The sequence below is a fragment of the Pseudomonas sp. AB39(2026) genome (genome assembly GCF_059831485.1).
This window is the reverse complement of sequence record NZ_CP195212.1, coordinates 527,312-539,495: the sequence shown is the minus strand read 5'-3', so window position 1 is coordinate 539,495 and position 12,184 is coordinate 527,312. Positions and strand designations below refer to the sequence as shown.

General features: G+C 61.6%; 12 protein-coding genes. 9 read left to right on the top strand and 3 right to left on the bottom strand.

All coding sequences use genetic code 11. The features are described 5' to 3' along the window. The first annotated feature begins 53 nt into the window (after positions 1-53). Positions 54-1,649, top strand: a complete 1,596-nt coding sequence (locus tag ACSAMW_RS02370) for an ABC transporter substrate-binding protein (protein WP_500592486.1) — start codon at positions 54-56, stop codon at positions 1,647-1,649. Positions 1,650-1,709: 60 nt separating this feature from the next. On the opposite strand, the gene ACSAMW_RS02365 is transcribed toward ACSAMW_RS02370, so the two are convergent. Both ACSAMW_RS02365 and ACSAMW_RS02360 read right to left on the bottom strand, forming a co-directional pair. Beyond that, entirely contained in the window at positions 1,710-1,985 is a 276-nt protein-coding gene (locus ACSAMW_RS02365) for a hypothetical protein (RefSeq protein ID WP_500592485.1), read from the bottom strand. 29 nt (positions 1,986-2,014) lie between these two features. Further along, entirely contained in the window at positions 2,015-2,791 is a 777-nt protein-coding gene (locus tag ACSAMW_RS02360; RefSeq protein ID WP_500592484.1) for an exodeoxyribonuclease III, read from the bottom strand. 157 nt (positions 2,792-2,948) lie between these two features. Between ACSAMW_RS02360 and ACSAMW_RS02355 the strand changes: the two genes are divergently transcribed. The 3 genes from ACSAMW_RS02355 to ACSAMW_RS02345 are packed head-to-tail and all read left to right on the top strand — an operon-like array spanning position 2,949 to position 6,749. Further along, a complete protein-coding gene (locus ACSAMW_RS02355) occupies positions 2,949-4,157 on the top strand; it encodes an SfnB family sulfur acquisition oxidoreductase (protein WP_500592483.1) in 1,209 nt (402 codons plus the stop codon). Positions 4,158-4,160: 3 nt separating this feature from the next. Continuing rightward, a complete protein-coding gene (locus ACSAMW_RS02350) occupies positions 4,161-5,378 on the top strand; it encodes an SfnB family sulfur acquisition oxidoreductase (RefSeq protein ID WP_500592482.1) in 1,218 nt (405 codons plus the stop codon). A 12-nt stretch (positions 5,379-5,390) separates the two neighbouring features. Beyond that, entirely contained in the window at positions 5,391-6,749 is a 1,359-nt protein-coding gene (locus ACSAMW_RS02345) for an LLM class flavin-dependent oxidoreductase (protein ID WP_500592481.1), read from the top strand. Positions 6,750-6,842: 93 nt separating this feature from the next. Here the strand turns inward: ACSAMW_RS02345 and ACSAMW_RS02340 are convergent, their stop codons facing one another. Continuing rightward, positions 6,843-7,322, bottom strand: coding sequence for a response regulator (locus ACSAMW_RS02340; protein ID WP_500592480.1), 480 nt, complete (start codon positions 7,320-7,322; stop codon positions 6,843-6,845). A gap of 223 nt (positions 7,323-7,545) precedes the next feature. On the opposite strand from ACSAMW_RS02340, the gene codA reads away from it, so the two are divergent. The 5 genes from codA (at position 7,546) to ACSAMW_RS02315 (ending at position 12,178) form a co-directional block, all read left to right on the top strand. Next, positions 7,546-8,784, top strand: a complete 1,239-nt coding sequence (gene codA / locus ACSAMW_RS02335) for a cytosine deaminase (RefSeq protein ID WP_500592479.1) — start codon at positions 7,546-7,548, stop codon at positions 8,782-8,784. 81 nt (positions 8,785-8,865) lie between these two features. After that, positions 8,866-10,881 carry a mechanosensitive ion channel domain-containing protein gene (locus ACSAMW_RS02330; RefSeq protein ID WP_500592478.1) on the top strand — a complete coding sequence of 672 codons (2,016 nt, stop codon included), beginning with the start codon at positions 8,866-8,868 and terminating at the stop codon, positions 10,879-10,881. Positions 10,882-10,952: 71 nt separating this feature from the next. Continuing rightward, positions 10,953-11,390: a type II 3-dehydroquinate dehydratase gene (aroQ, locus tag ACSAMW_RS02325; protein WP_500592477.1), complete on the top strand. Its 438-nt coding sequence runs from the start codon at positions 10,953-10,955 to the stop codon at positions 11,388-11,390. A 69-nt stretch (positions 11,391-11,459) separates the two neighbouring features. Continuing rightward, the gene (locus ACSAMW_RS02320) at positions 11,460-11,852 is read left to right on the top strand and encodes a YidH family protein (RefSeq protein WP_500592476.1); all 393 of its coding nucleotides are present in this window, start codon (positions 11,460-11,462) and stop codon (positions 11,850-11,852) included. After that, positions 11,849-12,178 carry a DUF202 domain-containing protein gene (locus tag ACSAMW_RS02315; RefSeq protein WP_500592475.1) on the top strand — a complete coding sequence of 110 codons (330 nt, stop codon included), beginning with the start codon at positions 11,849-11,851 and terminating at the stop codon, positions 12,176-12,178. The genes ACSAMW_RS02320 and ACSAMW_RS02315 overlap by 4 nt, the downstream gene beginning before the upstream one ends. Positions 12,179-12,184 lie beyond the last annotated feature (6 nt).

The window sequence follows — 12,184 nt, the reverse complement described above, 5'->3', positions numbered from 1 at the left end:
CCAATGCTAATCTGCCCCCCTGCCTCACTCACTTGAATGGATGGAGCCTCTGCATGCGCTTGACCTTTGCCTTATCCCTGCTGGCCACCGGCATACTGGCCGCCACGCCCATGGCCCAGGCGGCGACCTTGATCTACTGCTCTGAAGCCAGCCCGGCAGGCTTTGACCCTGCGCAGTACACCTCGGGTACCGAGTTTGATGCAGCGGCCGAAACGGTCTTCAACCGGTTGGTGCAGTTCAAGCGTGGGGGCACCGAACTGGAACCAGGGCTAGCTACGGGTTGGGACGTCACCGACGAGGGCAAAACGTACACGTTCCACCTGCGCCAAGGGGTGAAATTCCACACCACCGCCTATTTCACACCTACCCGTGAATTCAACGCCGACGACGTGCTGTTCACCTTTGAACGCATGCTGGACAAAGCCCAGCCCTTCCGCAAGGCCTACCCTAGCGAATTCCCGTATTTCACAGACATGGAGCTGGACAAGAACATCACCGGCGTGAAAAAGCTGGACGACCACACCGTGGTGTTCTCGTTGAAAAGCACGGACGCGGCCTTTGCAGCCGACCTGGCCATGAGCTTTGCGTCCATCCAATCTGCCGAGTACGCCGCGCAGCTTTTGAAAGCGGGCCATCCTGAGCAATTGAACCAGATGCCAGTAGGTACAGGCCCCTTCGTGTTCAACCGTTACCAGAAGGACGCGGTGATTCGCTACAAAGGCAACACGGCCTATTGGAAACCTGAAGACGTGAAGCTGGACGACCTGATCTTCGCCATCACACCCGATGCTGCCACACGGTTGCAGAAGCTCAAGGCGGGCGAGTGCCAGGTCAGTGGTTATGCCCGCCCGGCAGACCTGGTGGAGATCAAGAAGGACGCTACGCTCAAGGTGCTGGAGCAGCCTGGCTTCAACGTAGGCTTCTTGGCCTACAACACCCAGCACCCGCCGCTGGACAAACCCCAGGTACGCCAGGCGCTGGACATGGCCATTAACAAGAAGGCCATTGTCGATACCGTGTTCCAAGGCGCTGGCCAAGTCGCCCAGAACGTGATGCCGCCGACCCAGTGGTCGTACGACACTACCGTGAAGGGCACACCCTACAATCCGGAAAAAGCCAAGCAGCTGCTGGCGGCCGCCGGTGTAAAACCGGGTACCGAGATTGCGCTTTGGGCCATGACCGTGCAGCGTGCGTCCAACCCCAACGCACGGCAGTCGGCAGAAATGATCCAACAGGACTGGGCCAAGGTCGGCATCAAGGCAAAAATCATCAGCTATGAATGGGGCGAATACATCAAGCGCGCCAAGGCTGGCGAACACGACGTGATGACCTATGGCTGGACGGGGGACAACGGCGACCCGGACAACTGGCTGGGCGTGCTGTACGGGTGCAGTGCCATCGGTGGCAGCAACTACGCCCGCTGGTGCAATAAGGACGTGGATAGCCTGTTGCAAAAAGCCAAGGCCATGACGGACCGCAACGAGCGTACCCGCCTGTACGCCCAAGCACAGCAGATCATTCACCAGCAGGTGCCAGTGAGCCCCATGGCCCATTCAGTGGTGTCTCAACCCATGAGCACCAAGGTGCAAGGGTTCAAGATCAACCCATTTGGGGTGACCGGGTTCTATGGTGTGAGCGTGGACCAGTAGCCTTTGGGTGAATGTTCCCGGGCTTGTGCCCGGTCCCACAGGGATCGGGCGTTACCTGCATCACGTGTTAATCACGCGGCCGGGTTGCTGAATCTCGATAAGGGTGATGCCCATGAGCTGAGCCTGATCCATCACCTCCTGAGGTGACGCATCTGCCGCTGGCATCAGCAGGCTGTTTTCGGCGTCGCCATAGTGAATTTCCAGCAAGCGCAGGGCCGCTACTTCTATGGGTAGCTGGGCCTGTTCATATTCCAGTTCCTGTTGGCGGGGCTGTTCGTTGTAGAGGTAAGTCACACGGTGGCGGTAGACCACGGCATCGTCGGTATCAGTGTTCATGTTCTGCTCCATCACGGTAATAAACAGGGCTAACCCTGGCGCAGTTGTACCCAGGTGGGGGCATGGTCGCTGGCATGGGGCTGGTCGCGCACCCAGCGATCAACACCGGCGTCTTGCAGCCGGGAGGCCAAGTCTCGGCTCAGCAACAGGTGGTCGATGCGCAGGCCTTTGTCATGCTGCCAGTGCTGGCGGAAATAATCCCAGAAGGTGAACACCTGCTCTTCAGGAAAGTGTGTACGCAGTGCATCAGTCCATCCCTGTTCCAGCAGCCGCTGGAAGGCCTGACGGCTTTCAGGCTGCAGCAATGCATCCTTGCGCCAGGATTTAGGGTTGTAGATATCTGAATCCGTCGGCACCACGTTGTAATCGCCCGCCAGTACCACGGGGTGCCCGCTGTCCAGCAACCCCTTGGCGTGCTGTATGAAGTGCTCGAACCAGCGCAGCTTGTAGTCGAACTTGGGGCCGGGCTGGGGGTTACCATTGGGCAGGTACAGGCAGCCCACCACAATGCCCTGCACAGCGGCTTCCAGGTAGCGGCTTTGGGTATCGTCTTCCAGGCCGGGCAGGCCCCGGCGTATCTCCAAGGGCTCACTGCCACGGGCCAGGATGGCCACACCATTCCAGCGGGCCTCACCCTGCCAGAGCGCCCCGTAGCCTGCCGCCTCAATGGCCTGATAAGGGAATGCCTCCTGCCCGGCCTTCAATTCCTGTAGGCACACGATGTCCGGCGCCTCCTTGTCCAGCCACGCGAGCAAAGCGTCCTGGCGCGCGCGAATCCCATTGATGTTGAACGTGGCGATTTTCATGACAGGTCCCTTGGGCTTTGAAATGGGACAGGTGCTTGCCAAGTAGGTTTTATGGATAGACCAAAATGCTATTTCACCCCGTACAGGTTCCCGCATAGGGTAGGCAGCACCGGTCCACCGGACGTCTTGCTGCTCATTCCTTGACATCGAGGTTCGTGTGACCACGCCAACGCCACCGCTATACCCTGCTGCCATTCTTCGAGACGACAACGAAGCCCTTGCCGTAGCCCGTGACTTTGCCGCCTATGCGGCCGCAGAGGCATCGGAGCGCGACGCCCAGCGGCGCTTGCCCTGGCCGGAACTGGAACGCTTTACCACCAGTGGGCTGGGCAGCATTGCCATACCCAAGGCCTATGGGGGCCCCGGCGTAAGCCACTGGACCACCGCCCAGGTATTCCGGCTTATCAGCGCCGCCGACCCGGCGCTGGGCCAGATCCCGCAAAACCACTTCGGCATTCTCCGGGTCATTGAGCTGGCAGCCGAACCTGCCCAGCGCGAGCGCTTGCTGCGCAGCGTGCTGGAGGGCCACCGCCTTGGCAACGCTGGCCCGGAACGCAACAGTGCACATACCTTGGCGCTTCGTGCCCGTGCGTTAAAGGAGAGGAATGGCTATCGCCTGAACGGTGAAAAGTTCTACTCCACAGGCGCGCTGTTTGCGCACTGGATCACCGTCAAGGCCCTTGATGATAACGGCGAACAGGTGATGGCGTTCGTGCCAGCAGGCACGCCGGGCCTACAGGTGGTGGACGACTGGTCCGGCTTCGGCCAGCGCACCACGGCCAGTGGCACCGTGCTGCTGGACAACGTGTTCGTACCGGCAGACAACGTTGTCGCCAACGGTGCTTTGAGCCATCGCCCTAATATCCAAGGCGCGTATGCACAACTGATCCAGGCGGCCATTGATGCCGGCATCGCTCAGGCGGCTGTGGGCGATACCATTGCGTTCGTACGTGAGCGCGCCCGCCCCTGGCCCGACGCCAAGGTAGAAGCAGCCCGCCTGGAGCCGCAACTGATCAGTGAGGTGGGCCGGCTGCACGTGGAGTTGCAGGCCGCCGATGCGCTACTGGAACGTGCTGCCCTGATACTGGATGAGGTCACCAGCTCGCCCATCACGGCTGATTCGGCCGCCCGCGCGTCCATCGCCGTGGCCGAAGCCAAGGTATTGACCACCGAGATCGCCTTGCTGGCGAGCGAAAAGCTGTTCGAGCTGGCCGGCAGCCGTGCCACTCTCGCCCAACACAACCTTGACCGCCACTGGCGCAATGCACGAGTGCATACCTTACACGACCCGGTGCGCTGGAAGGCCCACGCCGTGGGCAATTACCACCTCAATGGCACCCACCCTGCCCGCCACGCCTGGATCTGACCCATGAACATCGCCACTGTTATTACTGATACTGCCGCTGCCAAGGCGGCGGTTATTCGTACCGACGCCGAGGCATTGGCGTGCGCTGAGCAGCTTGCCCAGCAGTTTGACCGAGGCGCTGCCGAGCGCGACCGTGAGCGTCGCCTGCCCTATGCCGAGCTGGCGGCCTTCTCGGCGTCCGGGCTATGGGGCATTACCGTGCCGCGTCGATTCGGCGGCGCCGAGGTGTCCAGCGCGACACTGGCCAAGGTCATCGCGCGCATTGCCCAGGCCGATGGCTCCCTGGGGCAGATCCCCCAAAACCACTTTTATGCACTGGAAGTGCTGCGGGTGAACGGCAGCGAGGCCCAGCAGGCTCGGCTGTTCACCGAGGCGTTGCAAGGCCACCGTTTCGGCAATGCCCTGGCCGAATTTACGGGCCGCGATTCTCAGCAGCGCAGTACACGCCTGCTTGAAACCCAGGAGGGTTGGTGGGTACAGGGGCAGAAGTTCTATGCCACCGGCGCGTTATTCGCCGACCGAGTGCCTACTTCCGTGATAGATGAACAGGGTGTGCAGCACCTGGCCTTTCTACCAAGGGCCGCACCCGGGTTGCAGGTGATCGACGACTGGTCTGGGTTTGGCCAGCGCACAACCGGCAGCGGCAGTGTGCGGCTGGACAACGTCCCGGTATTACCCGACGACGTGGTGCCTTTTCAGGCCGCCTTCGAACGGCCCACCAGTGTGGGCCCGTTCGCCCAGATACTGCACGCCGCCATCGACATCGGTATTGCCCGAGGTGCCTATGAAGCCACCTTGGCCTTTGTACGCGAGCGCGCCCGCCCCTGGCCGGATTCAGGGGTAGAGGCCGCCCATGATGACCCCTTGACCCTAAGCGATATTGGCCGGGTTGCTTTACGCCTGCATGCTGCCGAAGCGGTGCTGGAACGTGCTGGCGGGTACCTGGACGCTGCACGCACGGCACCTGATACCGAGAACGTGGCGGCGGCCTCGCTGGCCGTGGCGGCCGCCCGCGCCTTAGGCACCGATATTTCGCTGCTGGCGGGCAACAAGTTGATTGAACTGGGCGGCGCACGGGCCAGCCTGGCCGAAGACGGCCTGGACCGCTTCTGGCGTAATGCCCGGGTGCATACCCTTCACGATCCGGTGCGCTGGAAGTACCACGCCATCGGCAACTACTACCTAAACGACCAGCTGCCACCGCGCACCGGTTACCTCTGACAGGAGCGGCCAATGTCGCGCAAACAGGTGCTGCTCAATGCGTTCAACATGAACTGCGTGGGCCATATCAACCATGGGCTGTGGGCCCACCCTCGAGACCGCTCCAGTGATTACCACAGCCTCGAATACTGGACCGAACTGGCCCAATTGCTGGAGCGAGGCTTGTTCGATGGGCTGTTCCTAGCCGACATCGTAGGGGTGTATGACGTCTACGAAGGCAACGTGGACCTCACCCTGCGTGAAAGCATCCAACTGCCGGTCAACGACCCCTTGATGCTGGTCTCTGCCATGGCCGCCAGCACGCGCCACCTGGGCTTTGGCGTCACCACCAATCTCAGTTATGAAGCGCCGTACCTGTTCGCCCGGCGCATGTCCACGCTGGACCATCTGAGCCGGGGCAGGATCGGCTGGAACATCGTGACCGGCTACCTGGACAGCGCCGCCAGGGCCATGGGCCGGCCTGGCCAGGTGGAGCACGACCGCCGCTATGACCAGGCCGATGAATACCTGGACGTGCTGTACAAGCTCTGGGAGGGCAGTTGGGCGGACGATGCCGTAATCGCAGACCGTGAGCGCCGTGTCTACGCCCGCCCTGAGCGGGTGCGCCCTGTACAGCACAAAGGCGAATTCTACCAGGTGGAGGGCTATCACCTGACCGAACCTTCGCCCCAGCGCACGCCCGTTCTGTTCCAGGCCGGTGCTTCGACAAGGGGCCTGCGTTTTGCTGGCCAACATGCCGAATGCGTCTTTATCATGGGCCAGAACCGGGACAGCGTGCGCAAGCAGGTAAATGCCATCCGCCAGGCCGCACAGGCGGCAGGCCGCGATCCTGAGGCCATCAAAGTGTTTATGGGGATTACCGTGGTAGTGGGTGCTACCGAACAGCAAGCTAAAGAGAAACACGCCGAATACCTGCGCTATGCCAGCCCCGAGGCAGGCTTGGCACATTACGCGGCGTCAACTGGGATCGACCTGTCACGGTATGGGCCCGACGAGCCCATCCGCGCCCAGAAGACCAACGCCATCGAGTCCGCAGCCAAGGCGCTAACCCACGGCGGCGACTGGACCGTACGGCGAATACTTGAACAGAATGCATTGGGGGGACGCTACCCCGCGTTGGTAGGGAGCCCCAGTACTGTTGCCGAGCAACTGCTGGACTGGGTCGATGACACCGGGCTGGACGGCTTCAATCTGACCCGTACCGTCACGCCTGAAAGCTATGAGGACTTTATACGCTGGGTAGTGCCGGAACTTCAGAGCCGCGGGCGTTACAAGACAGCGTATGCTCAGGGCAGCCTGCGGCACAAATTGTTTGGCGCAGGCGAACGCCTACCGGTGCAGCACCCTGGGGCAGCTCATCGGTTTGAGTAACGCGTACGGGAAGCGCCCGGGCTAAAGGCAGGAGAACCACCAAAAACGCCAGCTATTCGCTGGCGTTTGCGTTTGAAACCAGTGGCCGCGGCATCAAGGGGTCTTGCTCAGTTCTTCAGCCAGAACGGCTTTCATCACCTGAAAGGTGAGGTTACCGATCGTCCAAGGCTTGGGCAGGAAAGTGATGTCGTCGCCAATGTCTGCTGTTTCAGGTGTTTCATGGCCCGACATTACAATGATGGGCAACGCCGGCCATTCGGTATGCACCTGCCGGGTGAGCTGGGCACCGTCCATCGTACCGGGCATACGGATGTCCGTGATCAGCAGGTTGACGTTTACCCCTTCACCGAAGGCCTTCCAGGCGTCGTCGGCCGTTTCATAGTCCACCGTGGAAAACCCCTCCGACTCGAGGATCTCGCACACGAATTCGCGAATGGTAGGTTCGTCTTCAACAACCATGACCAGACCTAGACTCACTTTGTTGTCGGGCGCAGAGATGGAGGATGGGGTATTGAGCATCATGGTGTCCTTGGCAATGATCTTGGGCTTGGCTGCCCATACTCCCTTCGTCACCCAGAATCAAAGATGATTCAGTCTCCCGACCTACCCCATTCGACGAACGGTAGGTTGACCTGAGCCTTTCAGAGCAATTACTTACGCAAGTTTCCCACTTAATGGCTTCATTGCACGCCTGCTTGAGCCATAGGCCAGCACTCATTGGTGTGGCTGCAGGTAGCTTGTCAAAGCCAGGCGGGGCTTGCATGCTGCATAGGCCTCCCTATGGAAAACGCCGCCTATGAACATCATCAATGCCCGCCTGCGTCATGCCCAAGGTTTGCATACGGTCGAGTGCCTTGATGGCCGGATTGCCCACGTCATGCCCCAGGCCGACCTCGTTGGCCTGCAGCCGGGCAACCTCGACGCCCAGGGCCTGCTTTTGATCCCCCCCCTGGTGGAACCTCACATCCACCTGGATGCCGTGCACACGGCGGGGCAACCGCGCTGGAACCTGAGCGGTACGCTGTTCGAAGGGATTGAATGCTGGAGCGAGCGCAAGGCCACTATTACCCATGAGGACACCAAGGCGCGTGCCCATAAGGCCATTCGCCTGCTGGCCGAACATGGCATTCAGCATGTGCGCACCCATGTGGATGTGACCGACCCTACCTTGGCCGCCTTGGGTGCCCTGCTGGAGGTACGTGAAGAAGCCCGGCACCTGGTGGACCTGCAGATCGTGGCCTTCCCCCAAGAGGGCATCGACTCATTCGCCAATGGCCGCGCGCTGATGGAGCGGGCCATTGATATGGGGGCTGATGTGGTAGGCGGTATTCCTCACTTCGAACACACGCGCGAACAAGGCGTAAGCTCCATCCGCTTTCTCATGGACCTGGCCGAGCGCCGTGGTTGCCTAGTGGATGTGCACTGCGATGAAACCGATGATCCCCATTCACGCTTCCTGGAAGTGCTGGCCGAGGAAACCCGTACCCGCGGCATGGGCAGCCGGGTGACCGCCAGCCACACCACTGCTATGGGGTCCTATGACAATGCGTATTGCTCCAAGCTATTCCGCCTGCTGCGCCTGGCTGGCCTGAGTTTCATTTCATGCCCCACTGAAAGCATCCACCTGCAAGGTCGCTTTGATACCTTCCCCAAGCGGCGCGGTATCACCCGCATTGCCGAGCTGGACCGTGCAGGGCTGAACGTGTGCCTGGGCCAGGATTCTATCCAGGACCCTTGGTATCCCTTGGGCAACGGCAATATCCTGCGGGTGCTGGACGCGGGCCTGCACATTGGCCACATGATGGGGTTCGAGGACCTGCAACGGTGCCTGGATCTGGTCACCGACAACAGTGCCCGCGCGCTGGCCCTGGGGGACCGTTATGGCATCCAGGTCGGCCGGCCAGCCAACCTGGTGCTGCTGGATGCTGAGAACGATTATGAGGCCGTGCGCCGGCAGGTGAAGCCACGCTGGTCGATACGCAACGGCACGCTGCTGATGCGGCGCGAGCCTGAGCGGGTGGAGCTCCTGGCCTAGAAGCATGGGCAGGCTTGGGCCAGAAACTTTGCCCCCCTGTTGGCGGTCTGTCAGGGGACTGTTTTTCGGAGCCCTCCCCCTGTGCCTCGTTTCCTTGCCGCCCTGCTGTGCGCCCTGCTCGCCTTCCCTGTTTTCGCCGACGCGCCCGCTGCCGACCAGCAGCCGGCAGAAAAGGAGGTACTGGTAGAAGGCGGTTTGCTGGGCACGCTCACCTCCAGCCTTGATGATGTGCAGGATAAGCTGGACCTGAACGATCACTTGGTAGACACCTGGCGGCTGCGCACCGACCGTGCTGCCGCAGAGGCCAGCAGGCTGTTCGACCCCCAGACCAGTGTGTCGGGGCTGTCCCTGACACGGGACTTTCTCATCCTGAGCCTGACCTGGATCGCGACCTTCTTTGTGTTGTACACCCTTGCGCGGGTGATGTGGTCGCGGGTAGGCAAACGTGGCTTTCTCCACCGGCGCCAGCGCCTGCAAGGCGTACTGGGTTACCTGCTGCGGTTTACCGTGCCCGCGTTGCTCAGTTTCGGCCTCACACTGCTGGTAAGCCGTCACCTGGCGCCGTCTGACGCCCGCGCCCTGGCGCTGTGCCTGGCCTATGCCACCAGCAGTGGCCTGTTCTCCACCACCATGATCCTGTGTGCTGTTACCCTCTTCAACGTGGGCCACAAGCGCACGGCGGTGCATGCGTTACGCCGAAGCGCACCGCGCCCCTTGTTCGTGATCGGGTTTCTGGCGGCCCTGGGTGATGCCCTCACCAGCCCCCAGATCGCCCGACAGCTGGGCAGCAACCTCACCGGCAGTATTGCGGTGGTAGTTGGGCTGGTGGCCACGGTGGTATTCGCCGTACTGGTGCTGCGCATGCGCCGGCCTGTGGCCCACCTGATTCGCAACCGCAGCTACCATCAGCGCCGCGACCATCGGGCTGTGCAGGAAACCCTGCGGGTGTTTGCAGCGGTATGGTATTTGCCGATCTTGTTGATGATTCTGGTATCGGGCATTCACCTGATCGGTGCCGGTGAGCAGAGCCAACAGGCCCTGCAACGGGCGTTGATGAGCACCGTGCTGCTAGTGGGCGCTGTCTTCGTCAGTACCCTGATGCACCACGTGCTCAAGCCACAGACCGCCACCGACCCGGACCACAGCCGCCCGTACGTGGAACTGTTCCGCAGCCTGGGCCATGCCCTGTCCCGGATCGTGATCGCCATTGCATTCATCGAATTGCTGGCACGTACCTGGGGCGTGTCTGTGTTGGAGTTTGCCGCGCGTAACAGTGTAGGCCGGGCCATCAGCAACTCGCTGAGCAGCATTGGGTTGATTCTGCTGGTGACCTGGCTGGTCTGGGTCGTGATTGATACGGCCATCCAGCAGGCGCTCAAGCCCGCCATCGGCAAGCGTGCGGCTCGCCAGCCCAGCACACGCATCAAGACCATCCTGCCCATGCTGCGCAACGCCACCAAGATTGTGCTGGTGGTGATCGGCACCATCACCACCATGGCCAACCTGGGGATCAACGTGGCACCGTTGCTCGCCGGTGCCGGGGTGGTGGGCCTGGCCATCGGTTTTGGCTCGCAGCAACTGGTTCAGGACGTGATAACCGGGCTGTTTATCCTCATTGAAGACACCATCGCCATTGGCGATTGGGTGGTGCTGGACTCGGGCCATGCTGGCACCGTGGAAAGCCTGACGATTCGTACCTTGCGGCTACGGGACGGCAAGGGGTTTGTACACTCGGTGCCCTTTGGCCAGATCAAAGCCGTTACCAACCAGTCCCGCCAGTTTGCCAACGCCTTTTTCTCGGTACAGGTGACCTATGACAGCGATGTGGACACGGCGCTGGCTCTGATTCAACAGGCGGCTGACCAGATCGCCGATGATCTGTTGCTCAAGACCAACCTGCAAGGCCCGCTGCAGGTATTTGGCGTGGACAAGATGGACCTCAATGGCATTACCCTGACGGCCCAGTTCCGCACCAGTTCCGGTGGTCAATACGCTGTAGGCCGCGCCTTCAACGAAAAACTCAAGAAGCTGGTAGATGGCGTGGACAATGTACGTTTTGCGCAGTACTACCTGCCGCCTGTGCCGGTGAAGGCATAACGCAGTAGCGCGCATACCTGCGGGGCTATTACCATGGCAGCCCCGCTTGCTGCTGCAGAGAGACGCATTCGATGGCAACAACCCTGCTGGTGCTCAACGGCCCCAACCTCAACATGCTCGGCACCCGTGAGCCCACCGTATATGGCAAGGACACCCTGGCCGACGTGGAAGCCCACTGCCGTGCAGCCGCACAGGCCCATGGCCTGGAACTGGAGTTCGCCCAGACCAACCATGAAGGCCAGATGATCGACTGGATACACCAGGCCCGCGGCAGGATTGCCGGGATCGTGATCAACCCGGCCGCCTGGACGCACACCTCTATTGCGCTGCACGATGCCCTGGCTGCGGCAGAGGTGCCAACGATTGAGGTGCACATCTCCAATGTGCACAGGCGTGAGGCGTTCCGGCACCATTCATATGTGTCCCTGGTGGCCGTGGGTGTGATCGCGGGCCTGGGCACCCATGGCTATACCTTGGCTATCGAGCATTTCGCCAAGCTGCTGAAGTGATCCCGGGGCGGCTGCGTGGCAACTTACGCCGCAGCGCCCTTCCCGCCTACCCGACCTCGGGACCGCACGATGACCTCACCTGCTGTTCCACCACCCCGTGAATCACTGCGGCACAAGCTGCTCAAAGGCGGCGCTGAGCCCGACCCTCGTTTTACCCTGGCCAACGAACGCACGTTTCTGGCCTGGATACGCACGTCCCTGGCGCTCATGGCCGGCGGCATCGCGGTGGAAGCCTTCACAGCCCAAGTGTTTGCGCCCGACGCCCGCAAGGCATTGGCTGTGCTGTTACTGATGCTAGGCCTGTTGCTGAGCGCCAGCGCCGGCGTACGCTGGCTGAACGTGGAGCGGGCTATGCGCCATGGCCACCCGCTGCCAGTGCCGATCATGGTGCCCCTGCTGTCACTGGGCGGCGTATTAGCCACCGCCGTGCTGCTGGCCTTTATTGCACTGCACCCGGCATGAACCTGCTAAGCCGCCCCCATGCCGATGTGGGCCTTCAGCCGGAGCGAACCTGGCTGGCGTGGCGGCGCACATTGCTGTCACTGGTCGGGGCAAGCCTTTTGTTCCTGCGCTGGGTCCCCCACCATGGTGCCTTTGCCTTCGTGCTGGTGGGGTTGGCGTTGGCTGCTGCCCTCGGCATTGGCACGCGTCAACAGCGGCGTTATCACCAGGGGATAGCGGCCATCAACAGCGGAGTGCCTGCTGCCCCCGTCCTGGAGGTATTCGCCTTGGCCTTGGCCTGTGCAGTGCTGGGCTTGCTAGGGCTCTATGGCGTACTGGTTTTGTAAAGGCGC